We start from the raw sequence: 25989 nt of genomic DNA, 5'->3' as shown, positions 1-25989 counted from the left end.
CGCGGCGACCTTCCCCGCGGCCGCACGCCGCCGTACGCTGACAACACCCCGGCGACGACGCCGCACGACGGCCGACTCGCCCCGATCGACGACGATTGGTGCTCCATGACGCTGACCGCGAGCCGTCCGCCCCGCGACGTCGGGCCGCAGCGCCGGGTGGTGCGCGACTCGTGGGACCGCGCCTCACGGCACCGGCTCGATCCCGACGGCCTGCCCCGGCTCGAGCTGCCCGAGGACGACCTCGACGACTGGCGCCGCGACCACCCGCTCGCACTCGCGCTCCCCGTCGTCCGCCGCCTCCTGGTCGACGACGTCGCGGGCTCGGGCCTGCTCGTGGCCGTTGGCGACGAGCACGGCCGCCTGCTCTGGGTCGAGGGCGACCCCGCGGCCCGCCGCCGGGCCGAGGACATGCTGTTCGTCGCCGGCGCCGGATGGTCGGAGGCGCGGGTCGGCACCTCGGCCCCGGGCACGGCCCTCGTGCTCGACCGGGGCGTGCAGATCCGCGGCGACGAACACTGGAACCACCGCGTGCGGGCCTGGAGCTGCACGGCCGTGCCGGTCCACGACCCCGTCGACGGGCACCTGATCGGCGTCGTCGACATCACGGGCGACGAGCGGGCGGCCGGCTCGCTGACGCTGCCCCTGGTCACGGCGACGGTCGCGGCCGTGGAGGCGCATCTCGCGCTCCTGGGGTTCGACGCGGCCGGTCGCGCCCCGACCCGCGCCCCGCGGCACCCGGTCCACCCGGTCCACCCTGGGCCCGACGCCCCCGCCGGCCTGACGACCCTCGGTCGGGACGAGGCGGTGCTCACGGTCGGGGAGGGCCGGATCGCGCTGGGTGCCCGGCACTCCGAGATCATGGCCCTGCTCGCCCACCGTCCTGCCGGCTACACGGCCCACGAGTTGGCCGACGCGGTCTACGGCGACGTCGACGCGGTCTCCACCCTTCGGCCCGAGATGGTCCGCCTCCGCCACGTCGTCGAGGCCCTCGACCCGACGTTGGTCCCGCTGTCGCGCCCGTACCGGTTGCCTCGCCCGGTGACGCTCGACCTCGACACGCTCGTCGGTCTCGTCGATCGTGGGGCCCACCGCGCGGCCGTGCGGGCCGACACCGGCCCGGCCCTTCCCTCGTCCACGGCACCCGGCGTCGTCGAGCTGCGGGCCGAGGTCGCCGCGACCGTCCGGGACGCGCTCCTCACGGGGGGCTCGATCGACACCCTGCTGTCGTACTCCGAGTCGACCGCGGGCCGCGACGACGTCCGCGTCCTGCTCGAGCTGTTGCGTCGATTGCCTCCGGGATCGCCCCGCCGGACCCACCTCGTCGCGCACCTCGAGGCGCTCGAGAACCGGGGCTGACGCGCCCTCGCGCCCCGCGCCTCCGGAACCACGCGACCCCGCGCCTCCGGAGCCCCGCGACCCCGGAACCCGGCGACCGCGCCCGCCCGCTCGCGGGCCGTGACGCGCAACCCGATGCAACCTCCCCCGACGTAGCCTGCCGCCACCGGCGGGCGACCCCCGCCGCCGACCCGACACCGTCGTCGAAAGGGACCGTCATGACCGTCACCACTCCCCCGAACACCTACGCCGCGCCGGGACGGCCCGACGCGAAGGTGGCCTTCAAGCCCCGCTACGACCACTTCATCGGCGGCGAGTACGTCGCCCCGGCGAGCGGGCAGTACTTCGAGAACCCGAGCCCGGTGAACGGCAAGGTCTTCACCGAGGTCGCCCGGGGCAACGCCGCCGACGTCGACAAGGCGGTCGAGGCCGCCTGGCGCGCGTTCGATTCGTGGAAGAAGACGACGATCGCCCAGCGCGCGCTGATCCTCAACAGGATCGCCGACGTCATGGAGGCGAACCTCGAGATGCTCGCCGTCGCCGAGACCTGGGACAACGGCAAGCCCATCCGGGAGGCCCTCGCCGCCGACGTTCCGCTCGCGATCGACCACTTCCGCTACTTCGCCGGAGCCATCCGGGCACAAGAGGGTTCCACCGGCGAGATCGACGCCGACACCGTCGCCTACCACTTCCACGAGCCGCTCGGCGTGGTCGGGCAGATCATCCCGTGGAACTTCCCGCTGCTGATGGCCGTGTGGAAGCTCGCGCCCGCCCTCGCGGCCGGCAACTGCGTCGTCCTCAAGCCGGCCGAGCAGACGCCCGCGTCGATCCACGTCTTCATGGACCTCGTCAAGGACCTCCTGCCCGCCGGCGTCCTCAACATCGTCAACGGCTTTGGCGTCGAGGCCGGCGCGCCCCTGGCGAGCCACCCGAACATCCGCAAGATCGCGTTCACCGGCGAGACCACCACCGGGCGCCTCATCATGCAGATGGCGAGCGAGAACCTCATCCCGGTCACGCTCGAGCTCGGCGGCAAGAGCCCGAACGTCTTCTTCGCCGACGTCGCCGACGAACGCGACGACTTCTACGACAAGGCGCTCGAGGGCTTCTCGTTCTTCAACCTCAACTCGGGCGAGGTGTGCACCTGCCCGAGCCGGGCGCTCGTGCAGCAGTCGATCTACGACCAGTTCACCGCCGACGGCGTCGAGCGAGTGAAGAAGGTGAAGCAGGGCAACCCACTCTCGATGGACACGATGATCGGCGCCCAGGCGTCGAACGACCAGCTCGAGAAGATCCTCAGCTACATGGACATCGGCAAGCAGGAAGGCGCGACGCTGCTGCTCGGCGGCGACCGTGCCGACCTGGGCGGCGACCTGACCGAGGGCTACTACGTCAACCCGACGATCTTCGAGGGCCGCAACTCGATGCGGATCTTCCAGGAGGAGATCTTCGGCCCCGTCCTGTCTCTGACGAGCTTCAGCGACTACGACGACGCCATCAAGATCGCCAACGACACCCTCTACGGCCTCGGCGCCGGCGTGTGGAGCCGCAACGGCGCCCAGCTCTACCGGGCGGGCCGCGACATCCAGGCCGGTCGCGTCTGGTCGAACACGTACCACCAGTACCCCGCCGGGGCGGCGTTCGGCGGCTACAAGCAGTCCGGCATCGGTCGCGAGAACCACAAGATGATGCTCGACCACTACCAGCAGACCAAGAACCTGCTGGTCAGCTACGCGGACGGTCCGATGGGCTTCTTCTGATGACGCCCGAGCAGACGGCCGCTGCGCCGCCGACAGCGTCAGCAGCGTCAGCCGAGGAGGCGCGGGGCGGCGTGGTCACGCCGGCCCCCGCCTCCGGGCCGGTCGCCTCCACCCCCTCCCGGGTCGACGTCTCCCCCGAGGCGGCGGCGTTCCTCGTGTCCCTGACGGCGCAGCACGGCCCGCTGATGTTCCACCAGTCGGGCGGTTGCTGCGACGGCTCGTCGCCCATGTGCTACCCCGTCGGGTTCTTCCGGGTGGGAGCCGTCGACGTCCACCTCGGCGACCTGCACGTCGACGGGATCGACCCCATCGAGGTCTACATGTCGCGCAGCCAGTTCGAGTACTGGAAGTACACGCACCTCACCATCGACGTCGTGCCGGGTCGCGGGGCCGGGTTCTCGGTCGAGAGCCCTGAAGGGAGGCGCTTCCTGATCCGGTCGCGGATGCTCACCGACGACGAGCTGCGGGCGTTCGGACTCGACGAGGCCGTGGCCGGGGCCGGGGCCGTCGCACCGGCTTGATCGGGCGACCGCCCGAGGGGTCAGTCGGTCGGCGGGTGGGGCAGGGCGTAGACGCCGTGCCCCACCCGTTCGACCACTCCCTGTCGGGCCAGGACGCTCAGAGTGGACAGCACGCTGCTGCGCCGGTAGTCGGGCAGGGCGGCGACGATCTCGGTGGTGCGCCGGGCGCCGTCCCGCAGCACCTCGGGCACGCGCTCGGCCAAGGAGTCGCCGACGGGCGCGGCCGCCGGGGCGACGTCCGTCGGGTCGCCGGCCCGCGCCTCCTGGTCGTACTCGGCTCGGGCCTGGTCGAGGCCCTCGGCCGAGACGCGGGTGGTCGCCCCGTCGGCGCCGGAGGCGTGCGCGTAGGGCGCGAGGGTGAGCGACCGGCCGACGCGGGCGTACACGGCCGACGCGCTGGTGCCCTGGTGCTCGGCGATCTCGGGGTACGACGCGCCGCCGAGCAGCAACACCGCCTCGCCCTCGAGGCCGAGCCACTGGCCGAGGCTCGCGATCTCCCAGCCGGCGGCCGTGACGGCCGAGCCCCAGACCTCGATGTCGTCGGCGTGGTCGGTGGTGAGCGTCCTCAGGTCGTCGAGCAGGTCGAGCAGGCGTTCGCGGGCGTCGTCGACGATCTCGGCCGTGAACTGCGGCGGGCGGCGAAGTTTGATCGGTCGTGACATTTGTGAAAGACTATCCAAGTTGCCTTCGTGGCACCACGACGTCGTCCGGCAGTCCGGGCGTCACATCCCCCACTTTTTTGGAGTTCCCATGGCTTTCGCAATCGTGCGCGCCGGTGGCCGTCAGGAGAAGGTCGAGGTCGGCACGATCCTGACCGTCGACCGCCTCAAGGCCGCGACCGCCGACACCGTCTCGTTCGTCCCCGTCCTGCACGTCGACGGCGACACCATCCTGTCGGGCGACGACCTGGCCAAGGTCACGGTCGAGGGCGAGGTCCTGAACGACCTGCGCGGTCCGAAGATCGTCATCCAGAACTACAAGAACAAGACCGGTTACAAGCGTCGCATGGGCTTCCGTGCCGACCTGACCCGCGTCAAGATCACCTCGATCACCACCAACTAAGGGGCTGACACCACATGGCACACAAAAAGGGCGCATCGTCCACCCGCAACGGTCGTGACTCGAACGCACAGCGCCTCGGCGTGAAGCGCTTCGGCGGCCAGGTCGTCCTCGCCGGCGAGATCATCGTCCGCCAGCGCGGCACCCACTTCCACCCCGGCGTCAACGTCGGCCGCGGCGGCGACGACACCCTCTTCGCCCTCGCCCCCGGCTCGGTCGAGTTCGGCAACAAGGGCGGCCGCAAGGTCGTCAACATCGTCGCTTCCGCGACGGCCGTCGCCTAGGCGACACCACACGCGACATCCGCCTCGGGGCGGTCGGGCCCAGGCCCGGCGGCCCCGAGGCTTTTCCGTACCCGCTGTACCCCTCGTCCAGGAGGCACCGGGCGAGGGCGCGTAGACGGGATCGATGAAGGCACTCACGTACCAGTCCGTCACCAACGTCTCCGTCGAGGACGTCCCCGATCCCACGATCATCGACCCGAGCGACGCGGTCATCAGGGTCACGTCGGCCGCGATCTGCGGAAGCGATCTGCACCTCTACGACGCACTCGGCGCGTTCCTGGACAAGGGCGACGTGCTCGGCCACGAGACCATGGGCGTCGTCACCCAGGTCGGTTCCGAGGTCAGCCGCATCAAGGTCGGCGACCGCGTCGTCGTCCCCTTCGTCATCGCCTGCGGCCACTGCTTCATGTGCGACCGCGGACTCTTCTCGCAGTGCGAGACCACGCAGGTAACCGAGTACGACTCGGGCGCCACGCTCTACGGTTTCAGCAAGCTCTACGGCCAGGTCCCCGGTGGCCAGGCCGAGCAGCTGCGCATCGCCCGTGCCGACGCCAACCTCGTCACGGTCGGCGCCGACCTGCCCGACGAGCGCTACCTCTTCCTCAGCGACATCCTTCCGACCGCGTGGCAGGGCGTCGAGTACGCCCAGGTTCCCGAGGGTGGCACCCTGGTCGTGCTGGGCCTCGGCCCGGTCGGCCAGTTCGCGTCGCGCATCGGCAAGTACCGCGGCTACCGCGTCATCGGCATCGACCCGGTGCCCGAGCGTCGTGCCATGGCCGAGCGCCACGGCGTCGAGGTCCTCGACCTGACGAAGGACGTCGCCGACGTCGTCAAGCGCATGACCGACGACCGAGGCCCCGACTCCGTGGTCGACGCCGTCGGCATGGAGGCCCACGAGCACGCCGGCATCGGCCTCGTGCAGAAGTTCGCCGCAGCCCTGCCCGACACGATCGGCCAGGCCGTCATGCAGAAGGCCGGCATCGACAGCCTCGGCGCCATGCACCTCGCCTTCGAGATCGTCCGCCGCGGTGGCACCGTCTCGCTCAGCGGGGTCTACGGCGGCACCGCCGACCCCACGCCCTTCCTCACGCTGTTCGACAAGCAGATCACCATCAAGATGGGCCAGTGCAACGTCCAGAAGTGGATGGACACGCTGATGCCGCTCGTCGAGGACCCCACCGACCCGCTCGGCACCGAGGACCTCGTCACCCACCCGGTGCCGCTTTCCGAGGCCGCGGCCATGTACGACGTCTTCAAGAACAAGGAGGACGGCTGCATCAAGGTCGTCCTCAAGCCCTGACGCCTCGGACCGTTCGCTGCGCCGACGACGCGACCCCCGCCTCCTGGGGGTCGCGTCGTCCCGTGTGCCGGGCTAGCGTCGTCGCTCGGGAATGCGGCCTGTTCGACGACCGTTCACCGAAACGCGCGCGCACGTTCACCCCACTCATGGCAAACGGGTGATGGACTGGTGACGAATCAACAACGAGGGTCTCGTCCCGAGCCCGCGTCGGCGACATCGATTGAGAGAACCATGGATCTCCGGACGGCCGAACACCCCAGGCCGAACCACTTCATCCTGCACCTCAGCGACACGCACCTCGTCGGCGGTGACCGCGACCTCTACGGCGCAGTCGACAGCGAGGCCCGGCTCCGTCAGATCATGGACGAGATCGAGGCGTCCGACGGGCGGCCCGAGGCCATCGTCTTCACGGGCGACCTCGCCGACAAGGGCGAGCCCGACGCCTACCGCAAGCTCCGCGCCCTGATCGAGCCCGTCGCCGAGCGACTCGGCGCCCAGGTCATCTGGGCCATGGGCAACCACGACGACCGCAGCGCGTTCCGGTCCGAGCTCTTCGGGCAGCTGCCCTCGCAGCGACCCGTCGACCTCGTGTACGACGTCAACGGCCTGCGCGTCATCACCCTCGACACGACCGTGCCGGGCCACCACTTCGGCCGACTGTCCGGTGACCAGCTCGACTGGCTGGCCGAAGAGCTCTCGACCGACGCCCCCGACGGCACCATCATCGCCATGCACCACCCGCCGGTCCCGAGCGTTCAAGACCTCACGGCGCTCGTCGAGCTGCGCGACCAGGCGGCCCTGGCCGAGGTGATCGAGGGCAGCGACGTCCGGTCCATCATCGCCGGACACCTGCACTACTCGACCAACGCCACCTTCGCGGGCGTGCCCGTGTCGGTCGCGTCGGCCACCTGCTACACACAAGACCTCAACGTCGCCGGCGGCGGCACCCGGGGCCGCGACGGTGCCCAGGCGTTCAACCTGGTGCACGTCTACGAGGGCACGGTCGTGCACTCGGTCGTGCCGATCGGCACCTACGAGACCGTCGGCGAGTACGTCCCGGCCGACGTGGTGGCCGAACGGCTCGCCGTCGCGGGCGTGCGCATCGCCCCGGCAGCCCCCCGCCACCGGGCGACCGACACGGCCCCGGTGCCCGTCGTGCCGCGCGACCTGACGCTGACGGGGCCGATCGACACGCTGTGACGAGGCCGATCAACACCCTCTGACGGGGTTGGTCCTCCCGTCACCGCCCCGATCCTGCAGCGCAGCCCCCGCGCCGCTGCGTGGAACCCGCCTGCCGAGGAGGTCCCGCCCACTGTGGCGGGCCTCACGAACCGTCGGTAATTCCTGCCTCCTGCTCCGCGAGACCGCCGACGCCCCCTTCCCTGGCCCGACGTGCGGCACGGAGCAGGAGTTGCCGACCGGCGCGGCGCAGTCGATCCCACCCGACCCGGGGCAGCCTTGCCGACGAAGACCGACCACCCCGACCACCGCCCGCTCGCGTCGGCAATTCCTGCCTCACGTCGCTCGAACGACGCCGACATGCCCCGGCGTGCGATCGCCGTGACAGGAGGCAGGAGTTGCCGTCAGGGGCAAAGACGCCGTGCCAGGAGGCGGGGGCCGCAGACCGGGACGCCGGCGACGGGTCGGGTCAGCTGGGGGTGCGCGTCCGAGCCTCGGCCACCATCGCCGAGCGCAGCCGCCGCAGGTACCCGTCGCGGAGCACGTGCCGGAGGCGCGGGGGCAGATGCGGGACGACAGCAGCCGTGACGCGCATCACCCGGTCGTAGCGACGCTGGGCGCCGGTCGACCACGGCAGCCCGAAGTCGTCGCGGACGCTGCTCGGCAGCGACCCCGCGGTGACGAGCCGGGCGATCGGCATCACCGCTCTCAGCCACCACGGTCCCGTCGTCGGGTGCAACAGCTCGTGCGCGACCCGACGCGTGACGTCGTCCACGACGAGATGATCGACGACGTCGTCCCAGTACCGCCGGAACGATGCCACGTCGGCCGGCCACAGCTCGCGTGGCATCTGCAGCGACGTGCCCACGAGGGCGTAGTCCTGGTAGACGGTCTCGGCGTGGGCCGGGTCGATCGGCCCGTGCACCCGCTCGAAGAGCTGCACGGCCGAGTCGTAGAGGGTCGCCGCCACCCAGAGCTGCAGCCCGGGGTCGAACGCGTCGTACCGCACCGACGAGGACCCTCCGTCGTGCACCGGACGGTGCGCCCGCCCGACGACCCGGCGGACGTGGGCCACCTCGGACGGGGTGCCGAAGACGATGGCGTAGAGATACGTCATGGTGCCGTGCAGCCGCGACAACGGACGCTCGACGAAGTCGCTGTGCTCGGCGACACCGTGCCCCACCCCGGGGTTCGCCAGTTGCAGCAGGATCGCCCTGCCCCCACCCGCCAACAGCAGCGACTCGCCCGCCATGTCGGAGATCCGCCGCACGTCCGAGCCGTGAAGGGTCCAGGGCAGTCGCATGTCGTCAGCCTACGGCGGGCCGTCGGTAGGGTGCTGACATGGCCACCCCAGACTTCGTCCTGTCCCTGCGCGAGAAGATCGGCACGGCACCGCTGTGGCTGGCCGGCGTGACCGCGGTGGTCATCCGCGGCGACGAGACGCTGCTGGTCCGCCGATCCGACACCGGTGCCTGGACGCCGGTGACGGGCATCGTCGACCCGGGCGAGCACCCTGCCGACGCCGCCGTCCGCGAGACCCTCGAGGAAGCCGACCTGCACGTCGTCCCCGAGCGGCTGGCGTCGATCGGGGTGACCGACGAGGTCGTCTACCCGAACGGTGACCGCGCGCAGTACCTCGACCACACCTTCGTCATGCGCTACGTCTCGGGCGACCCCTCCCCCGCGGACGGCGAGAACACCGAGGCCCGGTGGTTCCGGCTGGACGACCTGCCCACGATGGGTGCCGACATGCTCGCGCGTCTCGACGCAGCCCTCTCAGGGGAGCAAGCGGCCCGCTTCGGCACCTCGACGGCCTGACGGACCGCACGAACCGTTCCGACTCCACGGCGACGACGCCCTGCGGGCACCCCGCCCCCGGGTCGCACGGGCTTCGCCCGTGGGCGAGACCGGCGTCAGTCCGATCCTTCGAGCCCCCGGTGCGACGACGATCCCGTCGCCTCGCCCGACTGAGCCGCCTCGGCACCGAGTGCCCGTCTGTCCTGCTCGGCGTTCTCGAGGGCGACGCGCTGCATCTCGTCCTTCTCCCACGGTGCGGGGAACGGGTAGTAGCGCTCGAGGAAGTCCGTGACCGTGGCGGTCCGTTCTTCGTCGGTGACCTCGGGGAAGCTGCCGTCGTTGAGGCAGAAGAAGTCGAACGCACGTTTCTTCAGCACCTCGGACAACGACGCCAGCCCCGACACCATCGTGGTGTCGATGTAGCTGACCTTGGCGTTCTCCTGCACGATCGCGCGGCCCGTCATCAGCGAATAGTAGTGGTAGAGCGAGTTGGTGACCGAGATGTTCTCCTTCGCTCGGAAGGGGCTGCCGGCCGTGGCGGTGAACTCGTCGGCGAACTCGTGCTCCATCTCGAACAGGACGCTGCGGCGCAGCGGTGCGGCGGTGTGCTCGAGATGGCGGGTGAGGACGCGCCCGAAGCGCTGCTGCAGGAGGCGCCGGTTGACCCGCGCGGCGTTCTCGAACCCGCTGCGGTCGATGTTGTTGTGCCCGAGCCCGATGCGCGTGTCGGCCTCGATGAACTTCGTGACGGATCCCGGCGAGAAGAACATGCTCGGCGCGACGGGTCGCCCGAAGAACATGTCGTCGTTCGAGTAGAGGAAGTGCTCGCTGAGCCCCTCGATGTGGTGCAGCTGCGACTCGACGGCCTGCGAGTTGTGCGTCGGCAGCATCGAGAGGTCGCTGAAGAACTCTTCGCTGCGCACGACGCGCACACGGGGGTGCTCGCCCAACCACTCGGGCACGGGCGAGTCGGTCGCGATGTAGATGTTGCGGACCCACGGCGCGAACATGTAGACCGACCGCAGGGCGTACTTGAGCTCGTCGATCTGGCGGAACCGGGCCGCCGAGTCGTCACCCTCACCGACCACGTGGCGCTTGGCCTGCGCGGCGCGGGCACGCTGGTACTCGATCGAGTTGCCGTCGACCCACGAGAAGACGATGTCGATGTCGAAGGTGATGTCGGTGGCGTGGTCGTCGAACATGTGCTCGAGGGTGGGCCACTCGATGCCGTACCGTTCGACGGTCTCTTCGACGGCCTCGGCACGAGGGAGTTCGGTGCGCATCAGCGCGTTCTCGGTCGGGGCGAGGATCTCGTCGTCGGTGATGATCCAGAACTCGACCTGCACGGCGGTGCCCGCACCGTAGCGGAGGCGGCCGATGGGTTCGACCCGGGGCCGGTAGACGCGGAAGACGCGCTCGGTCTCGAGCTCGAGCCCACCCTCGACGACCAGGGACGCCTGACCCTTGCGGGGCTTGGCGTAGAAGGGCTCGGTGGCCGAGGCCGCGATCATGGCGGCGGTGAAGCGGTCGCGGTGCACCGTGTCGACGGCGATCACGGGGCGGACGTCGTTGCCGCGCACGAGCAGGAAGGGCACCTGGGCGGCGTCGAGCACCCGACGGATGTAGAGGAGGTCCTCGATCATCGACTGCTGGGGCGTGAGGTGACCGTTCAGGAGCGTGAACTGCCCCTTGCGGACCACGACGTCCTCTCGGTCGAGACCACCGGCTCGGTGACGAGGGGTCAGCAGAGGACTCTCGGACGTGCCGACCATCTCTGACGTACCGGGGATCTCCGTGGCCATGCAGACTCAACCTTCCGTGCGGGCCTCGGGCGGGCGGACGCACCCTCGGCATTTTACGGGGTCGGAGGCACCCCGGAGGATCCGCTGCCCCTGACGGTCAGCGGCGCCCCCGGACCGGGGCGGACTTCGTGGTCGTCGCGGCCTCGGTCGGCACCTTCACGAGCACCCCGACCGCGATCATGAGCGCGGCGGCGACGAACTGCAGGCCTTGCCAGAGCTCGGGCTGGACGGGCACCACGAACACCGGGTTCCAGAGGACGGCCACGGCGGCGAGCAAGGGCAGCGCCCACCAGAGCCGCCCCCGGTAGGCGAACACGAGCACGATCAGGGCGAAGATCGACACGACGTACCGGAACACGGTGAAGACGTCGGAGTCGAGCAACGCGGTCCCCGCGAGGAGCGCGATGGCCGCGATCAAGCCGGGCGCCAGGGCCGGACGCGTGAACGCGGGGGCAGTGGGGGTGGGCACCGCCTACTCGATGTCGTAGGCGACGTCGAGCACGCTGATCGGACGGCTCATCGGAGGCTCGTCGCGCAGGCGCTCGAGGGCGGGCTGCAACTCGCCCAGCCAGGCCTGGTAGCCGGCGTCGGTGAGGTGGACGTGGTCGGCCGCGAACTCGGGTCGCAGGGCGTCGCCCGACTCGTCGACGAGCGCGGGCCAGAGGTCGAGCCACTGCGCCCGGACGGTCGACGAGAACTGGCGGAGGTGGCGGTTGGCGTCCTTCAGGCGGGGTGCGAACTCCGCCCCCCGCGGCGCGATCGACTGCAGCAGCAGTCGCGTCCCGGGCAGTTCACGACGCATCGCCACCATGAGGTTCTCGATGCCGCGGACCACTTGTTCGACCGAGCGTCGCGCGGTGAAGTCGTTGGTGCCGATCATGAGCACGACGGAGTCGGGGTTCGCTGCCACGACGTCGTGGAGCCGTTCCGTCAGGCCGGCGACCGTGTCGCCCCCGACGCCCAGGTTGACGACCTGCTCGTCGGGCAACCACGCCGCCCAGTCGCCGTTCTCGGTCAAGCTGTCGCCGACGAAGGCGACGGTCTCTCGGTGTGTCATCACGACCTCCTGGTGGTCTGCTGAAGTGCCCCCATCGTGCCATCACCCGCTGGGAGCCGCGAACCGGCGCGCGCGGCGCAGCCCGGTCCTCACTGTCGGAAGCGTCGCGGCCTCTTCGACCACACGCGGTCGAGCGCGTGGCGGACGCGGGGCAGCAGCACGACGAACGACGACACGACGACGAGCACCCCGAAGAGGACCCCGAGCCACAACGGCACCGGCGACATGGCCTCGTCGCCCGCCGGGTACAGCGGCCCGGGCGACGACGCCAGGACGAGGAGGCGCGGGTCGGTCACGCCACGGCCGTCGCGTCGGTCGCGGCCCCGGCCGCGGCCGCGGCACCGGCCACCCGGCCACCGGTCGCCCGGGCGGCCGCCTCCCGCTCGGCCGTCGCCGTGATGCGCCGCAGCATGCCCGAGAAGATGACGCCGTGGAACGGCAGGATCGCGAACCAGTAGAGGCGCCCGCCGAGCCCCTGCGGGAAGAACACCGCGCGCTGGCGGTAGTGGGAACCACCGTCGGGACGCGGCTCGACCGTGAGTTCCAGCCACGCGCCTCCGGGGACCTTCATCTCGGCCCGGAGCCGCAGGAGGTGGCCGCGCTCGAGCTTCTCGACCCGCCACCAGTCGAGGGCGTCGCCGACCCGCAGGGTGGTCGCACTGCGACGGCCTCGCCGGAGGCCCACTCCCCCGACCAGTCGGTCCATCCAGCCGCGGGCCGACCACGCCAGCGGGAACGAGTACCACCCGTTCTCGCCGCCGATGCTCTCGAGCACCTTCCAGAGCTCGGCGGCCGGAGCAGAGGTGTCCGTCTGCCGGTCGTCGGTGTAGACGATGTGCCCGGACCAGTCGGGATCGCTCGGCAGCAGGTCGCTCGGTGCGCCGGCGACCGACGAGTCCTGCCAGCTGGTCTCGACGTCGCCGTCCTGCTCACGCTGCAGGGCGAGGCGGACGGCGCGACGGTAGGGCAGCAACCCCTCGGCGGGCGGGGGCACGACGGTGTCGATGTCGTGCTCGCGGACGACGCAGTCGTACTGGAGCGACGCGATGATCGGGACGGCGAGGGCGCGGGGCACGGGCGTGACGAGGTTGACCCACTGCGAGGCGAGCCACGGCGTGAAGACGGGAAGGGACGCGATCGGCCGCTGCTTGAGGCCGGCCTCGAGGGCGTACCCGTTCATCATCTGCCCGTAGCGGAGCACGTCGGGGCCGCCGATGTCGAAGGTGCGGTTGACGTCGTCGGGCACGTCGGCCGCGCCGAGCAAGTAGTGGAGCACGTCACGGACGGCGATCGGCTGGATGAAGTTGCGGACCCACTTCGGTGCCGGCATGTAGGGCAGGACGTCCGTCAGGTGGCGCACCATCTCGAACGAGGCGCTGCCCGAGCCGATGACGACGCCGGCCTGCAGGGCGACGGTCGGGACGCCGCTCGCGAGCAACACGTCGCCGACGTCCTTGCGCGACTGCAGGTGCTTGGACAGGTCGCCCTCGGGGTGCAGTCCGCCGAGGTAGACGATGCGCCGGACGCCCGCGTCGCGCGCGGCGTCGGCGACGGTGTGCGCCGCATCGGCCTCGGCGCGCTCGAAGTCGCCCTTGCCACCCATCGCGTGGGCGAGGTAGTAGACGACGTCGACGCCCTCCATGGCGGGACGCACCGTCTCGGGGTCGGTCAGGTCGCCCTGGACGACCTCGACGTCGCCGGACCAGGGCACGTCGCGCAGCTTCTCGGGCGAACGCACGAGCACCCGCACGTCCGCCCCGGCGGCCACGAGGCGCGGCGTCAACCGCCCGCCGATGTACCCGGTCGCCCCGGTCACCAGCACCCGGCGGGAGGCCACGGCGTGGTCGGTGTCGCTGGTGACGGGGGTGCTCGACGGCACGCCGTCGGGAGTGTTCGCAGACATGGGCCCAAGCTACGCTGGACCCCATCATGACTACCCAGCAGCTCCCCACCGTCTCCGCCGTCGCCGGCATGATCGACCACGCGATCCTCAAGCCCGAACTCACCCGCGCCGAGGTCGACGCCGCCCTCGACGACGCCGCCGCGAACCACGTCTTCAGCGTCTGCGTCCGCCCCTCCGACATCGCGCACGCCGTCGAGCGCCTCGAGGGCACCGGCGTGCTCGTCGGCACCGTCATCGGCTTCCCCCACGGCACGACCTCGACGGCCGCGAAGGCCGCCGAGTCGCGGCAGGCGATCGCCGACGGCGCCTCCGAGCTCGACATGGTCGTCAACATCGGCTGGCTGCGCAGCGGCATGACCGACGAGGTCGAGGCCGACGTGCGCGGCGTGGTCGAGGCGGCCGGCGACACGCTCGTCAAGGTCATCCTCGAGACGGCCCACCTCGACGACGACCAGATCGTCGCGGGTTCGAAGGCCGCCGAGCGCGCCGGGGCCGCCTTCGTCAAGACGTCCACCGGCTTCGCGGGTGGCGGGGCGACGCTCCCGCACCTGCGCCTCATGCGCGCCGCCGTCTCCGACTCGGTGCAGGTCAAGGCCTCGGGCGGCGTGCGCGGCCTCGACACGGTGCTCGAGATGCTCGACCTCGGCGTCACGCGCTTCGGCACGAGCGCCAGCGGCACGATCCTCGCCGACCTGGCGCACCGCCTCGAGACGGGCCGCGCCTCGGGCGCGGGTGACGACACGACGTCGTACTGACGAGCCGAGGAGGCACGGGTCGCGTCGACGACCCGTGCCTCCTCGACATGGTGACGACCGTCGGGCCCACGGGGCCTCAGGCGGTCGGCAGCCCCAGGATCTCGCGCGTGCGGACCACGTCGGCCCGGATGTGCGCGATCAGGGCCTCGAGCCCGTCGAAGCGCACGTTGCCCCGTACCCAGTCGACGAAGTGGACGGTGACCTCGAGCCCGTAGAGGTCGAGTGAGACGTCGAGCAGGTGCGCCTCGACCTGCTTGGCCGGCACCCCCTCGAAGGTCGGGTTGTTGCCGACCGAGACCGCCGCCGGATAGAGCGTGTCGCCGACCACCACGCGAGCGGCGTAGACGCCGTCGGCCGGGACGAACCCCTCGCTGTCGCGGGCCAGGTTGGCCGTCGGGAAGCCGAGCTCTCGGCCGCGCTGTTCTCCGTGCACGACGATGCCGCGCACCGACGGCTCGCGCCCGAGCAGGACGCCGGCCTGGCGGACGTCACCGGCGTCCATCAGTTCACGGATCCAGGTCGAGGACGCCCGACGGCCACCGCTCGGTCGCACGTCGTCGATCGACACGACCCGGAACCCGCGGGAGGCACCGAGCTCGCGCAGGGTGTCGACGGTGCCGCTGCCGCGCACGCCGAAGCGGAAGTCGTCACCGACGAACACGACGCGGGCGTGCAGGGCCCCGACCAGGATGCGGTCGACGAACTCGTCGGGCGTCAGCGCCCGCAGCTCGGCGTCGAAGGTGAGCATGAGGGTGGCGGCGACCCCGGCCTCGTCGAGCAGCTCGCGCTTCTGCCGGTTGCTGACGAGGGCCGTCGGCACGTCGTCGGGTCGCAGGACCGCCAACGGGTGCCGGTCGAAGGTGACCACGGTGGACACGAGACCCTCGTCGCGCGCCACCCCCTCGAGCATGTCGATCACGGCGCGGTGGCCGACGTGGACTCCGTCGAACTTGCCGATGGTGACGGCGCTCGGCCCGAAGTCGGGCGGCACGTCGCCGACCAGGTCGTAGAACTGCACGCGCGCTACCTCGTCGTGCCCGGGTCGCGAGGAGACCCGCCGGCCCCCGCGCCCTCGGCACCGGTGCCACCCGCCGCCTGCGTCGCGCGCCCCTGCCGACGCAGCCACAGGATGCCGAGCACGGGCAGGACGAGCGGCACGAAGCCGTACCCGCGCCCGAAGAACGACCACACGGTGTCGTGCGGGAAGAGTTCGGGGTCGAGCACGGTCACGAGACCGATGATCAGGACGCCGACGAGCTCGAAGCTGATGGTCGCCCAGGCCACGGCGTACCAGCCCTGGCCGGGCGCGATCAGGGCCACGGTGGCGACGATGTAGACGACGGCCGACAACGCGCTCAAGGTGTAGGCCAGCGGCGCCTCGGAGAACTGGGTCGTGATCTGGAAGACCGACCGACCGGTGGCGGCGAGGGCGAGGAGGGCGTACACGGCGATGAGGACCCGGCCGAGGCCGACCGCGCGCGTTGACTTCTGAGTGACCATCCCGTCAAGGATAGGACTCCGGCGGGCCCGCCGCCGACCGGGTGCGTCAGAGGCCCTGGACGGTCCATATCTGGAACATGCGGTAGACCATCACGGCGATCGCGAACGACGAGGTGGCCAGCACGAGGTTGCTCCAGCGGGTGCGGTCGACGAGCGCCCAGACGGTCGCGAGCGGCGGCAGCAGGATGGCCGAGACGAGGTAGATGTAGAACTCGACGAGGTTGCCCGTCGGCGCGTTGCCGACGAACGGGGCCACGATCGCGACGACGAGCTGCACGAGCAGGAGCAGCAGCACGACGGCCCCGGTGCCGACGGTGATGTCGTCGGGCTGACGCTTCGCGAAGCAGGCGACCACGCAGACGATTCCCGCGACGACGGCCACCACGACCTGCACCCAGGTGAACCACTCGATCATGCCTGCACCTCGTCGGTCGGGAAGTTCACGATGGGCTTCGCGGCGCCGGCCCGCACCGAGACCAGGCCCGCGAGCCTGCCCGTGGGCGTGACGGCGGCGACCGGCCCGGGGGTGTCGTCGAGATCGACGGCCACGCGCTTGCCGTGCCCGAGGTCGACGGCCTCGGCCGCGGTCATGGACCACTCCGGGAAGAGGGTCCGGGCGACGTCGACGGGAGGCAGCAGCGCCGGAGCGACGTCGATGCCCTCGAGGACGGAGGCGCGGGTCACGTCGAACGGCCCCACCCGCGTCCGACGCAGCGCGGTCAGGTGTCCCCCGACGCCGAGGTCGGCTCCGAGGTCGCGGGCCAGAGCCCGGACGTAGGTGCCGGACGAGCACGAGACCCGCACGTCGAGGTCGCGCACGGGCACCCCGTCGACGACGGCGTCGCGTCGGTCGAGCACGGTGAACTCGGTGATCGTCACGTCGCGGGCCTTCAGCTCGACCTCGACCCCGGCACGGGCGAGGTCGTAGGCGCGACGGCCGTCGACCTTGATCGCGCTCACCGTGGTGGGCACCTGGCTGATCGGCCCGGTCAGTCGTGCCACGCCGGCGTCGATCGCGTCGTCGGTGACGCCGCCGGCCGAGGTCGTCGAGACGACCTCGCCGTCGCTGTCGTCGCTGGTGGTCGAGACGCCGAGACGGATGGTGGCGTCGTAGCCCTTGTCGAGGCCGACCAGGAACGTCAGGAGGCGCGTCGACGAGTTCAGGCCGAGCACGAGCAGTCCCGTGGCCAGCGGGTCGAGCGTGCCGGCGTGGCCGACCTTGCGCGTGCCCGCGGCCTTGCGCACGCGCGAGACGACGTCGTGGCTGGTGATGCCCTGCGGCTTGTCGACGAGGAGGAGGCCGCTGTTCACCCGACGACGTTAGCGCAGCCGGACCGCGACGGGGCCGGGGACGCGCTCAGCACGCGTCGTCGAAGCGTCGACGAGGGTGCTCGCGGTCGGAGTTGTCCACGACGGCCGAGGCCTTGGCCCGGGCGTCGAGTCGCGAATCGTCGGCGGTGACCCAGACGCGGTAGTGCCACAGCCCCGCGAGGCCGGGGCGCGCGAGGTCGGTGCCGTCGACGAGCAGGACCGCGTCGGCCGGACCGGTGACCCAGGCGGACTCGACGGAACGGTCCGCGTCGGCGTCCCAGGCCCGCTCGACCCAGCCCGCACTGCCGCCGAGCCGGAACGGCTCGACCAGGACCCGGCGGAACAGGCTCTCGTCCAGCACGGGAGCGGAGTCGCGCGGCGCCGCGTCGGGACGTTTCTCGAAGCCGTCGAGCGAGGCGCGGAACGCCGCGTGCCCCAGCTCGCGGAAGGCCTCGAGGAGGTCGTCGGCGAGACCGGCCGCACCCGCGCCTCCGTCGCTGTCGATCGCGACGAGCACGCGGCCTCGCCCGTAGTTGTGGACGATCTCGGTCGCCAGTTCGCGCAGCGTGTCTTTCTTGGCAGGGGCCCATCGGGTGGTCATGTCGACACCGTACGCCCGATCGCCGACACCGCGCCGGGGAGGTCGAGGGCGAGCCGTAGGCTCCTACGGTGAGCATCTCCCCCGCCGTCAACGCCTGGTTCCGCGAGAACGGTCGCGACCTCCCGTGGCGGCGTCCCGGATTCACGGCCTGGGGCACGCTCGTCAGCGAGATCATGCTGCAGCAGACCCCCGTGGCCCGCGTCGTCCCGCGCCTCGAGCAGTGGCTCGAACGCTGGCCGACGCCGGGCGACCTGGCGGCGTCGCCTGCCTCCGAGGCCGTGCGGGCCTGGGAGCGCCTCGGTTACCCGCGTCGGGCCCTGGCCCTCCACGCCGCCGCCGTGGCGATCACCGAGAGGCACGGCGGCGTCGTGCCCGAGGACGTCCCGTCTCTCCTGGCACTGCCCGGCATCGGCGACTACACCGCACGTGCCGTCGCGGTCTTCGCCTACGGTCACCGTCACCCGGTCGTCGACACGAACGTCCGCCGCGTCCTGGCCCGTGCCGTCGAGGGTCTCGCCGAACCGTGGGCCCCCAAGGCCTCGCGCGACCTGCCCCTGATGGAGTCGCAGCTGCCCGACGACCTCGAGGAGGCGCAGGTCACGAACGCGGGCGTCATGGAGTTGGGTGCGCTGGTCTGCACGGCGCGGTCGCCGAAGTGCGACGTCTGCCCGCTGGTCGAGCAGTGCGCGTGGGTGCTGGCGGGTCGTCCTGCGCACACCGGGCCGCGCCTCCGGACCCAGGCCCGCTTCGAGGGATCGGACCGCCAGGTGCGGGGGCTGATCATGGCCGAGTTGCGGGCCAGCGACGTGCCCGTGAGCTCGGCCGAGATCGAGACGGTCTGGACGGACGACGGGCAACGCGCGAGAGCCCTCGCCGGGTTGCTCCGTGACGGCCTGGCCACGGGGTCGCCCGACGAGGGCTATCGCCTGCCCGACTGAGGCGGGCGGGCGTCCGGAGGGACGCTGCGGTCAGCGGGTGGAGCCGTCGGGCTCGGTCGAGGCGCCTGCGGCCGGGGCCTCGAGCTCGTCGTCCATCGCCAGGTCGTCGTCGAGGTCGTCCTCGGCGTCGTCAAGGTCGTCGTCCGCGTCGAGGTCGCGCGGCTTGACGTACGGGTCGGCGTCGCCGGCGTACTCGGCCGACGAGGCCATGGACTGGCTCTCGTGGTCGCGCTGACGGGCCTCCTGCAGCAGGCGGTCGATCGAGGCCGCGTTCTCGGGCAGTGCGTCGAGGATGAACTCGAGGCTCGGCGTGAGGCGTGCGGTGATGTTCTTGCCCACCTCGCTGCGCAGCATGCCGGTCGCCGACTTGAGGGCCGCACCGGTGTCACGACGCTCCTCGTCGGTGCCGTAGACCGTGTAGAAGACCGAGGCGTGCTGCAGGTCGCCGGTCACCTTGACGTCGGTGATCGTGACGAACCCGAGGCGGGGGTCCTTGATGCCGCGCTCGAGACGCCGAGCGATGATCTCGTGGATGCGGTCGGCCATCTTGCGGGCGCGTTGGGCGTCAACCATTGTTCACTCCTGTTCGTGCTGCTCGCCGCCGTGGCGAGAGGGGTGAGGCCCCGCCCCGACCGTAGTCGGAGCGGGGCCTCGTGTACTGCGATCACGCCGGGTCAGCCCCGGGGCTTCTCGACCATCTCGATGGTCTCGATCTCGTCGCCGATTTGGATGTCGTTGAACTTGCCGAGACCGATGCCGGCCTCGAAGTCCGTCCGCACCTCGGTGACGTCGTCCTTGAAGCGACGCAGCGAGTCGATCGCGAGGTTGTCGCCGACGACGACGCCCTCGCGGATGACGCGGGCACGAGCGTTGCGGGTGATCGTTCCCGACCGCACGATGACACCGGCGATGTTGCCGACCTTCGACGAGCGGAAGATCTCGCGGATCTCGGCGACACCGGACTGCTTCTCCTCGAACTCGGGCTTGAGCATGCCCTTGAGCGAGTTCTCGATGTCCTCGAGCGCCGCGTAGATGACCGAGTAGAAGCGCACGTCGACACCCTCGCGAGCAGCACGCTCACGAGCCTTCGTGTCGGGACGCACGTTGAACCCGATGATGACCGCGTTGTCGACCGTCGCCAGGTTGACGTCGCTCTCGGTGACCGCACCCACACCGCGGTGGATGATGCGCAGCTGCACGCTGTCGTCCACCTCGATCTTGAGCAGGGACTCTTCGAGCGCCTCGACGGCACCGGACACGTCACCCTTGATGATGATGTTAAGAGCCTCGACCTTGCCCTCTTCGAGAGCACGGGTGAAGTCCTCGAGCGAGATGCGCTTGCGGGCCTTGGCCAGCGACGCGTTGCGCTCGACGGCCTCTCGCTTCTCGGCGATCTGACGAGCCGTGCGGTCCTCCTCGGTGACGAGGAAGGTGTCACCGGCTCGGGGGACGCTCGACAGACCCTGGACCAGCACGGGCCGGCTCGGGTAGGCCTCGTCGACCGAGTCGCCGTTCTCGTCGACCATGGCGCGGACGCGTCCGTACGCCGTGCCGGCGACGATGGCGTCACCGACGCGCAGCGTGCCGGACTGGATCAGCACCGTCGCGACGGCACCGCGGCCCTTGTCGAGGCGGGCCTCGATGGCGACACCGCGGGCGTCCTTGTCGGGGTTGGCACGCAGGTCGAGACCGGCGTCGGCCGTGAGCAGGACGGCCTCGAGAAGGGCGTCGATGTTCTTGTTGTCACGGGCCGACACGTCGACGAACATGACGTCTCCGCCGTACTCCTCGGCGACGAGGCCGTACTCGGTGAGCTGCTGACGCACCTTCGCCGGGTTCGCACCCTCTTTGTCGATCTTGTTGACCGCGACCACGATCGGCACGCCGGCCGCCTGGGCGTGGTTCAGCGCCTCGACCGTCTGCGGCATGATGCCGTCGTCGGCCGCGACCACGAGGATCGCGATGTCGGTCACCTGGGCACCACGAGCACGCATGGCGGTGAACGCCTCGTGACCAGGGGTGTCGATGAAGGTGATGGCGCGCTCGACGCCCTCGTGCGGAGCCCACACCTGGTAGGCGCCGATGTGCTGCGTGATGCCACCGGCTTCGCCGGCGACCACGTTGGCGTTGCGGATCGCGTCGAGGAGACGCGTCTTGCCGTGGTCGACGTGACCCATGACGGTGACGACGGGAGGACGAATCTGCAGGACGGACTCGTCTTCGTCTTCGAGCTCCTGCTCGAGGTCGATGTCGAAGCCCTCGAGCAGCTCTTTGTCCTCGTCCTCGGGCGAGACGACCTGGATGTTGTAGCCGAGCTCCTCGCCGAGGACCTGGAAGGTCGCCTCGTCGAGCGACTCGGTCGCCGTCGCCATCTCACCGAGGTGGAAGAGGACGGTCACCAGGTTGCCGGGGCTCGCGTCGATCTTGTCGGCGAAATCGCTGATCGACGCACCGCGACGGAGACGGACGATGGTGCTGCCGTCGCCACGGGGGACGCTGACGCCACCCAGCGACGGAGCCGAACGCATCTCGAACTCGGCCCTCTTCGTCCGCTTCGACTTGCGGGCCTTGCTCTTGCCGCCACCGCGACCGAACGCACCGGCCGTACCGCCACCGGGGCCACGGCCGCGACCGCCACCACCGGAGGGACGGGGTCCGCTGAAGCCCGGACGGAAACCGCCGGCCGCGCCGGGAGCACCGGCACCGGGACGCTGGAAGCCACCACCGGCACCGCCGGGACGACCTGCGCCGCCACCGGCGGGACGCTGACCGAACCCGTTGGGACGGGGGCCTGCACCCACACCGGGACGCGGGGCGCCCGGACGGGGAGCACCGGGACGCGGGGCCATCGGGCGGGGGCCTGCGGCACCACCGGGGCGCGGCATGCTGCTGGCCGCACCGGAGCCGCCGGGACGGGGCGCACTGGGGCGTCCCATGCCCTGGTTGCTGGCGAAGGGGTTGTTGCCGGGACGCGGGGCACCGGGGCGGGGGCCGCCGGGCTTGGGACCGGCGGCGCCGGGGTTCGCGGCGTCGTCGGCCGGAGCCGCCGCGCCGTCCTTGGCGGCTGACGCCGCTGCGGCGCGCTGCGCCTCGGCCTGGGCCTGTCGCTCGGCGACCGTCAACGGGGCGACGGGTGCGGGCGCCGCGTCGACGTCGGGCTCGGCCGCCGCCACGGGGGCGGGCGTCGGCTCGGCGACGGGAGGCTTGGGAGCAGCCGGACGAGGGCCGCCGGGCTTGGGTGCCGAACTCGCGGGCTGCGCGGCGGCACCGGTCGAAGGAGCCTTGGCAGCGGGGGTCGCAGGCTTCGCGGCACCGGCGAAGGCCTGGCGCAGCTTGCGGGCGACGGGAGGCTCGACGCTGGACGACGGTCCCTTGACGAACTCGCCCATCTCTTTGAGCTTCTCTAGTGCGGTCTTGCTGTCGATCCCCAGCTCGCTGGCGATCTCGTGTACGCGTGGTTTAGCCACAGTTCTCCTGTCTCGGGCCCTTCCCGAGACGGGAAGAGCCTTCAGTTCTGGACGGGTCTCATTTCGAGCCGCTCATTGGTGGTTGCTCATTAGTTGTCCATGTGCCGTTCAGCCTGTTCTGTCGTGGCGATGGGTCGTGACGTGGTGATCCGCGTGAGGTGGTCGCGGAGCTCGTCGACGTCGGGTTCGGAGTCGAGGCGGAGTGCACGGCGGAAAGCCCTGCGCTTCACTGCCGACTCGAACGCGTCGATCGACGGCGTCAACCACGCACCCCGCCCGGGAAGGGTCGCGGTCGGATCGACCACGAGACGTCCGTTTCGGGCGACGACCCGCACGAGTGCGGATCGTGGAGCGCGCGCTCGAGTACCGATGCACGTTCTGACGGGTTCCACCCTACCCCCTCGGGTCGTCGGACGGGAGACGCCGACGGCGAACGGCGTGGTGCGCCGGTCGCCCTCGTCGTGTCGTGGTCGTGTCGGAGAGATCAGTCGTCTTCGAGGATGCTGTCCGGCTGGATGTCGATCCGCGCGCCCGTCAGCTTCGCGGCGAGGCGGGCGTTCTGACCCTCTTTGCCGATCGCGAGCGACAGCTGGTAGTCGGGCACGAGAGCCCGCACGGCCTTGGTGGACGCGTCGATCACGAAGGCCGACGAGACCTTGGCCGGCGACAGCGCGCTGGCGACGAAGGTCGGCAGGTCGCTCGAGTAGTCGACGATGTCGATCTTCTCGTCGTTGAGCTCGGTGGTGACGGCCCGGACGCGCTGCCCCATCTCGCCGATGCAGGCCCCCTTGGCGTTGACGCCGGGCTCGGTCGCGCGGACGGCCATCTTGGTGCGGTGACCGGCCTCGCGAGCCAGCGAGACGATCTCGACGACACCGCTGGCGATCTCGGGCACCTCGAGGGCGAAGAGCTTGCGCACGAGCGACGGGTGGGTGCGCGAGACCGTGATCTGCGGCCCCTTCGTGCCCTTGCTGACGCCCGTGACGTACACGCGGATGCGCGACCCGTGGGCGTACTTCTCACCCGGCACCTGCTCTTCGGGCGGCAGGATCGCCTCGACCGTGCCGAGGTCGACGTGGATCATGCGCGGGTTCGGCCCCTGCTGGATCACGCCGGCGACGATGTCGCCCTCACGGCCCTTGAACTGGCCGAGCACCTTGTCGTCGCCGATGTCGCGCAGGCGCTGGTTGATGACCTGCTTGGCCGCGAAGGCGGCGATCCGGCCGAAGTCGCTGGGGCTGTCGACGGACTCGCCGACGACCTCGCCCTCGTCGTCTCGTTCGATGGCGAAGACCGAGACGTGTCCGGTCTTGCGGTCGAGTTCGACGCGAGCAGCCGGGATGCGGCTCTCGGGCTGGTTCGTGTGCTTGAGGTAGGCCGTCAGGATGGCCTGCTCGATGATGCGCACGAGTTCGTCGAAGGGGATTTCACGCTCGCGCTCCATGAGACGCAGCACGCTCAGGTCGATGTCCACTGAGGGCCTCCACTATTCAGATCTGCAAGCTGCACACACGATGGCGCGCACAGCATGGCTCTACGGTACCCGAGAGCGGGGCGCCCGGCGGACCGTTCGCCGGGGTCGGCACCGCGCCTCCTCGGGGTCGTCCCGACCGGGACGAGGAGGCGCGGTGCCGGCGCTCAGGACGCCCGCGGGGCCGTGAGGCTCGCGACGGCCTCGGCCACGGGGACCGGGGTGCGCTCACCCGTGCGGCGGTCCCAGAGTTCGACGACGCCCTCGCCGGCCGAGCGGCCGACGACGACGATCTGCGGCACGCCGAGCAGTTCGGCGTCGCCGAACTTGACGCCGGGCGAAACCTTGGGACGGTCGTCGTAGAGGACGTCGAGACGGTGGGCCTCGAGGTCGGCGGTGAGCTTCTCGGCGACCTCGTAGACCACGGGGTCCTTGCCCGTCGCCACGACGTGCACGTCGAAGGGAGCGACGTTCGCCGGCCAGATCAGGCCCTTGGCGTCGTTGTTCGCCTCGGCGATCACCGCGAGGATGCGCGTGACGCCGATGCCGTACGACCCCATCGTGACCGTGACCTGCTTGCCGTTCTCGTCGAGCACCTTGAGGCCGAGCGCCTCGGCGTACTTGCGACCGAGCTGGAAGACGTGGCCGATCTCCATGCCGCGGGCGGTCTCGATGGGGCCGGAGCCGTCGGGAGCGGGGTCGCCCTCGCGGACCTGAGCGGCCTCGATGGTGCCGTCGGCGGTGAAGTCGCGACCCATGACCAGGTCGGCGACGTGCACGCCCTTCTCGTTCGCCCCGGTGACCCAGGCCGATCCCTCGACCACGCGGGGGTCGACGAAGTAGCGGATGCCGGAGTCGGACTCGCCGCCGAGCACCTGGGGGCCGAGGTATCCGCGGACCAGGACGGGGTTCTTCACGAAGTCGGCGTCGCCGGCGGCCTCGACCTCGGCCGGCGCGAAGGCGACCTCGAGCCGCTTCATGTCGACCTCGCGGTCACCGGGCAGGCCGACGACGACGAGTTCGCGGGTTCCGTCGAGATGACTGAGCGCGACGACGACGTTCTTCAGGGTGTCGGCGGCCGTCCAGGGCCCGGAGTCGCGCGCCTCGTCTTCGTTGAGCTGCGCGACCAGCGAGTCGATGGTCGGCGTGTCGGCCGGTGCCAGGCGGCGGGCGGGGGCGAGACCCTCGAGCGGGACCGTGTCGGGGACGATCGTCGTGAAGGCCTCGACGTTCGCGGTGTAGCCGCCGGCCGAGCGGACGAACGTGTCCTCGCCGATGACGGTCGGGTGCAGGAACTCCTCGCTCCGCGAACCGCCCATGGCCCCGGCGTCCGCCTTGACGATGACGTACTCGAGACCGAGACGGGTGAAGATGCGCTCGTAGGCGTCGCGCTGCTTCTGGTAGCTCTCGTCGAGCCCGGCGTCGGACGCGTCGAACGAGTAGGCGTCCTTCATGGTGAACTCGCGACCGCGCAGCAGGCCGGCCCGGGGCCGCGCTTCGTCGCGGTACTTGTCCTGGATCTGGAACAGCGTCAGGGGAAGGTCCTTGTACGACGAGTAGAGGTCTTTCACCAGCAGGGTGAAGGCCTCCTCGTGCGTGGGGGCCAGCAGGTAGTCGGCGTCCTTGCGGTCCTTCAGCCGGAACATGCCGTCGCCGTACTCGGTCCAGCGGCCGGTGGCCTCGTAGGGCTCACGCGGCAGCAAGGCGGGGAAGTGCACCTCTTGGGCACCGGCCGCCTGCATCTCGTCGCGGATGACCGCCTCGATCCTGGCCTTGACGCGCAGGCCGAGCGGCAGCCAGGCGAAGACGCCCGGCGCCTGACGTCGGATGTACCCGGCGCGGACGAGCAGCCGGTGGCTGGTCACCTCGGCGTCGGAGGGGTCTTCTCGGAGGGTGCGGACGAAGAGCTGGGAGAGACGTGTGGACACCCGTCCAGCTTAGGGGCGGGC

Annotated in this window: 27 protein-coding genes; 10 read left to right on the top strand and 17 right to left on the bottom strand. The window is 71.0% G+C overall.

The window, feature by feature from the left end; all coding sequences use genetic code 11:
* The first annotated feature begins 105 nt into the window (after window positions 1-105).
* The 3 genes from ASE87_RS04050 to ASE87_RS04040 all read left to right on the top strand — a co-directional run bounded on the left by ASE87_RS04050 (window position 106) and on the right by ASE87_RS04040 (window position 3616).
* On the top strand, window positions 106-1356 hold the full coding sequence (locus ASE87_RS04050; RefSeq protein ID WP_056226120.1) for a GAF domain-containing protein: 1251 nt from the start codon (window positions 106-108) through the stop codon (window positions 1354-1356).
* 197 nt (window positions 1357-1553) lie between these two features.
* Entirely contained in the window at window positions 1554-3095 is a 1542-nt protein-coding gene (locus tag ASE87_RS04045; protein WP_056226117.1) for an aldehyde dehydrogenase family protein, read from the top strand.
* On the top strand, window positions 3095-3616 hold the full coding sequence (locus ASE87_RS04040; RefSeq protein ID WP_082452283.1) for a DUF779 domain-containing protein: 522 nt from the start codon (window positions 3095-3097) through the stop codon (window positions 3614-3616). The genes ASE87_RS04045 and ASE87_RS04040 overlap by 1 nt, the downstream gene beginning before the upstream one ends.
* Before the next feature lie 20 nt (window positions 3617-3636).
* Here ASE87_RS04040 and ASE87_RS04035 read toward each other — a convergent pair whose 3' ends face one another.
* Entirely contained in the window at window positions 3637-4278 is a 642-nt protein-coding gene (locus ASE87_RS04035) for a hypothetical protein (RefSeq protein WP_056226112.1), read from the bottom strand.
* 88 nt (window positions 4279-4366) lie between these two features.
* Between ASE87_RS04035 and rplU the strand changes: the two genes are divergently transcribed.
* From rplU to ASE87_RS04015, 4 genes are all read left to right on the top strand, one after another.
* The gene (rplU, locus tag ASE87_RS04030) at window positions 4367-4678 is read left to right on the top strand and encodes a 50S ribosomal protein L21 (RefSeq protein ID WP_054144935.1); all 312 of its coding nucleotides are present in this window, start codon (window positions 4367-4369) and stop codon (window positions 4676-4678) included.
* Between the two features lie 14 nt (window positions 4679-4692).
* Window positions 4693-4959: a 50S ribosomal protein L27 gene (gene rpmA / locus ASE87_RS04025; RefSeq protein WP_043596143.1), complete on the top strand. Its 267-nt coding sequence runs from the start codon at window positions 4693-4695 to the stop codon at window positions 4957-4959.
* Between the two features lie 124 nt (window positions 4960-5083).
* Window positions 5084-6259, top strand: coding sequence for an alcohol dehydrogenase catalytic domain-containing protein (locus tag ASE87_RS04020; RefSeq protein ID WP_056226109.1), 1176 nt, complete (start codon window positions 5084-5086; stop codon window positions 6257-6259).
* A 231-nt stretch (window positions 6260-6490) separates the two neighbouring features.
* Window positions 6491-7459 (top strand): phosphodiesterase, encoded by a 969-nt coding sequence (locus tag ASE87_RS04015; RefSeq protein ID WP_043596140.1) that lies wholly within the window; start codon window positions 6491-6493, stop codon window positions 7457-7459.
* A 448-nt stretch (window positions 7460-7907) separates the two neighbouring features.
* On the opposite strand, the gene ASE87_RS04010 is transcribed toward ASE87_RS04015, so the two are convergent.
* Window positions 7908-8741 carry an oxygenase MpaB family protein gene (locus ASE87_RS04010; RefSeq protein WP_056226106.1) on the bottom strand — a complete coding sequence of 278 codons (834 nt, stop codon included), beginning with the start codon at window positions 8739-8741 and terminating at the stop codon, window positions 7908-7910.
* A 38-nt stretch (window positions 8742-8779) separates the two neighbouring features.
* On the opposite strand from ASE87_RS04010, the gene ASE87_RS04005 reads away from it, so the two are divergent.
* Window positions 8780-9256: an NUDIX domain-containing protein gene (locus ASE87_RS04005; RefSeq protein ID WP_056226104.1), complete on the top strand. Its 477-nt coding sequence runs from the start codon at window positions 8780-8782 to the stop codon at window positions 9254-9256.
* 95 nt (window positions 9257-9351) lie between these two features.
* Here ASE87_RS04005 and ASE87_RS04000 read toward each other — a convergent pair whose 3' ends face one another.
* From ASE87_RS04000 to ASE87_RS03980, 5 genes are all read right to left on the bottom strand, one after another.
* Window positions 9352-11007 carry a stealth family protein gene (locus tag ASE87_RS04000; protein WP_235472218.1) on the bottom strand — a complete coding sequence of 552 codons (1656 nt, stop codon included), beginning with the start codon at window positions 11005-11007 and terminating at the stop codon, window positions 9352-9354.
* Window positions 11008-11134: 127 nt separating this feature from the next.
* On the bottom strand, window positions 11135-11506 hold the full coding sequence (locus tag ASE87_RS03995; protein WP_043596134.1) for a DUF6804 family protein: 372 nt from the start codon (window positions 11504-11506) through the stop codon (window positions 11135-11137).
* Window positions 11507-11509: 3 nt separating this feature from the next.
* Window positions 11510-12094, bottom strand: coding sequence for a GDSL-type esterase/lipase family protein (locus ASE87_RS03990; RefSeq protein WP_056226101.1), 585 nt, complete (start codon window positions 12092-12094; stop codon window positions 11510-11512).
* Between the two features lie 89 nt (window positions 12095-12183).
* Entirely contained in the window at window positions 12184-12390 is a 207-nt protein-coding gene (locus ASE87_RS03985) for a hypothetical protein (protein WP_056226098.1), read from the bottom strand.
* Window positions 12387-13997 (bottom strand): SDR family oxidoreductase, encoded by a 1611-nt coding sequence (locus ASE87_RS03980; protein ID WP_082452281.1) that lies wholly within the window; start codon window positions 13995-13997, stop codon window positions 12387-12389. The genes ASE87_RS03985 and ASE87_RS03980 overlap by 4 nt, the downstream gene beginning before the upstream one ends.
* Before the next feature lie 26 nt (window positions 13998-14023).
* On the opposite strand from ASE87_RS03980, the gene deoC reads away from it, so the two are divergent.
* On the top strand, window positions 14024-14752 hold the full coding sequence (gene deoC / locus ASE87_RS03975) for a deoxyribose-phosphate aldolase (RefSeq protein WP_056226096.1): 729 nt from the start codon (window positions 14024-14026) through the stop codon (window positions 14750-14752).
* 76 nt (window positions 14753-14828) lie between these two features.
* On the opposite strand, the gene ASE87_RS03970 is transcribed toward deoC, so the two are convergent.
* The 5 genes from ASE87_RS03970 to ASE87_RS03950 are packed head-to-tail and all read right to left on the bottom strand — an operon-like array spanning window position 14829 to window position 18164.
* Window positions 14829-15770, bottom strand: a complete 942-nt coding sequence (locus tag ASE87_RS03970) for a bifunctional riboflavin kinase/FAD synthetase (RefSeq protein WP_056226094.1) — start codon at window positions 15768-15770, stop codon at window positions 14829-14831.
* A 5-nt stretch (window positions 15771-15775) separates the two neighbouring features.
* Window positions 15776-16252, bottom strand: a complete 477-nt coding sequence (locus tag ASE87_RS03965; RefSeq protein ID WP_235472188.1) for a hypothetical protein — start codon at window positions 16250-16252, stop codon at window positions 15776-15778.
* A gap of 46 nt (window positions 16253-16298) precedes the next feature.
* Window positions 16299-16667, bottom strand: coding sequence for a hypothetical protein (locus ASE87_RS03960; protein WP_043596125.1), 369 nt, complete (start codon window positions 16665-16667; stop codon window positions 16299-16301).
* Window positions 16664-17563 carry a tRNA pseudouridine(55) synthase TruB gene (gene truB, locus ASE87_RS03955; protein WP_056226091.1) on the bottom strand — a complete coding sequence of 300 codons (900 nt, stop codon included), beginning with the start codon at window positions 17561-17563 and terminating at the stop codon, window positions 16664-16666. The genes ASE87_RS03960 and truB overlap by 4 nt, the downstream gene beginning before the upstream one ends.
* A 46-nt stretch (window positions 17564-17609) precedes the next feature.
* Window positions 17610-18164: a hypothetical protein gene (locus ASE87_RS03950; protein ID WP_052505358.1), complete on the bottom strand. Its 555-nt coding sequence runs from the start codon at window positions 18162-18164 to the stop codon at window positions 17610-17612.
* Window positions 18165-18232: 68 nt separating this feature from the next.
* Between ASE87_RS03950 and ASE87_RS03945 the strand changes: the two genes are divergently transcribed.
* Window positions 18233-19102: an A/G-specific adenine glycosylase gene (locus tag ASE87_RS03945; RefSeq protein ID WP_056226089.1), complete on the top strand. Its 870-nt coding sequence runs from the start codon at window positions 18233-18235 to the stop codon at window positions 19100-19102.
* Window positions 19103-19132: 30 nt separating this feature from the next.
* Here the strand turns inward: ASE87_RS03945 and rbfA are convergent, their stop codons facing one another.
* From rbfA to ASE87_RS03920, 5 genes are all read right to left on the bottom strand, one after another.
* A complete protein-coding gene (gene rbfA / locus ASE87_RS03940) occupies window positions 19133-19675 on the bottom strand; it encodes a 30S ribosome-binding factor RbfA (RefSeq protein WP_056226086.1) in 543 nt (180 codons plus the stop codon).
* Between the two features lie 101 nt (window positions 19676-19776).
* Window positions 19777-22569, bottom strand: coding sequence for a translation initiation factor IF-2 (infB, locus tag ASE87_RS03935; RefSeq protein ID WP_056226083.1), 2793 nt, complete (start codon window positions 22567-22569; stop codon window positions 19777-19779).
* A gap of 89 nt (window positions 22570-22658) precedes the next feature.
* Window positions 22659-22961, bottom strand: coding sequence for a YlxR family protein (locus ASE87_RS03930; protein WP_043596118.1), 303 nt, complete (start codon window positions 22959-22961; stop codon window positions 22659-22661).
* A gap of 92 nt (window positions 22962-23053) precedes the next feature.
* Complete coding sequence (nusA, locus tag ASE87_RS03925) at window positions 23054-24043, bottom strand: transcription termination factor NusA (RefSeq protein WP_043596117.1); 990 nt, start codon at window positions 24041-24043, stop codon at window positions 23054-23056.
* A 164-nt stretch (window positions 24044-24207) separates the two neighbouring features.
* Window positions 24208-25968, bottom strand: coding sequence for a proline--tRNA ligase (locus ASE87_RS03920; protein WP_056226080.1), 1761 nt, complete (start codon window positions 25966-25968; stop codon window positions 24208-24210).
* Between the last annotated feature and the right edge of the window lie 21 nt (window positions 25969-25989).

It is taken from the genome of Frigoribacterium sp. Leaf44 (assembly GCF_001421865.1).
GTDB lineage: Bacteria > Actinomycetota > Actinomycetes > Actinomycetales > Microbacteriaceae > Frigoribacterium.
The sequence above is the reverse complement of the archived record's forward strand: the minus strand, read 5'-3'. Positions and strand labels throughout refer to the sequence as shown.

Bases quoted from the DNA above. Each gene is read 5' to 3' on its own strand.
- rpmA (WP_043596143.1), top strand. From the start codon at position 4,693: ATGGCACACAAAAAGGGCGCATCGTCCACCCGCAACGGTCGTGACTCG.
- deoC (WP_056226096.1), top strand. From the start codon at position 14,024: ATGACTACCCAGCAGCTCCCCACCGTCTCCGCCGTCGCCGGCATGATC.
- ASE87_RS03965 (WP_235472188.1), bottom strand. From the start codon at position 16,252: ATGGTCACTCAGAAGTCAACGCGCGCGGTCGGCCTCGGCCGGGTCCTC.
- ASE87_RS03990 (WP_056226101.1), bottom strand. From the start codon at position 12,094: ATGACACACCGAGAGACCGTCGCCTTCGTCGGCGACAGCTTGACCGAG.
- ASE87_RS03960 (WP_043596125.1), bottom strand. From the start codon at position 16,667: ATGATCGAGTGGTTCACCTGGGTGCAGGTCGTGGTGGCCGTCGTCGCG.
- ASE87_RS04020 (WP_056226109.1), top strand. From the start codon at position 5,084: ATGAAGGCACTCACGTACCAGTCCGTCACCAACGTCTCCGTCGAGGAC.
- ASE87_RS04050 (WP_056226120.1), top strand. From the start codon at position 106: ATGACGCTGACCGCGAGCCGTCCGCCCCGCGACGTCGGGCCGCAGCGC.
- ASE87_RS04010 (WP_056226106.1), bottom strand. From the start codon at position 8,741: ATGCGACTGCCCTGGACCCTTCACGGCTCGGACGTGCGGCGGATCTCC.
- rplU (WP_054144935.1), top strand. From the start codon at position 4,367: ATGGCTTTCGCAATCGTGCGCGCCGGTGGCCGTCAGGAGAAGGTCGAG.
- ASE87_RS04035 (WP_056226112.1), bottom strand. From the start codon at position 4,278: ATGTCACGACCGATCAAACTTCGCCGCCCGCCGCAGTTCACGGCCGAG.
- ASE87_RS04005 (WP_056226104.1), top strand. From the start codon at position 8,780: ATGGCCACCCCAGACTTCGTCCTGTCCCTGCGCGAGAAGATCGGCACG.
- ASE87_RS03950 (WP_052505358.1), bottom strand. From the start codon at position 18,164: ATGACCACCCGATGGGCCCCTGCCAAGAAAGACACGCTGCGCGAACTG.
- ASE87_RS04045 (WP_056226117.1), top strand. From the start codon at position 1,554: ATGACCGTCACCACTCCCCCGAACACCTACGCCGCGCCGGGACGGCCC.
- ASE87_RS03980 (WP_082452281.1), bottom strand. From the start codon at position 13,997: ATGTCTGCGAACACTCCCGACGGCGTGCCGTCGAGCACCCCCGTCACC.
- ASE87_RS04000 (WP_235472218.1), bottom strand. From the start codon at position 11,007: ATGGTCGGCACGTCCGAGAGTCCTCTGCTGACCCCTCGTCACCGAGCC.
- rbfA (WP_056226086.1), bottom strand. From the start codon at position 19,675: ATGGTTGACGCCCAACGCGCCCGCAAGATGGCCGACCGCATCCACGAG.
- ASE87_RS04040 (WP_082452283.1), top strand. From the start codon at position 3,095: ATGACGCCCGAGCAGACGGCCGCTGCGCCGCCGACAGCGTCAGCAGCG.
- ASE87_RS04015 (WP_043596140.1), top strand. From the start codon at position 6,491: ATGGATCTCCGGACGGCCGAACACCCCAGGCCGAACCACTTCATCCTG.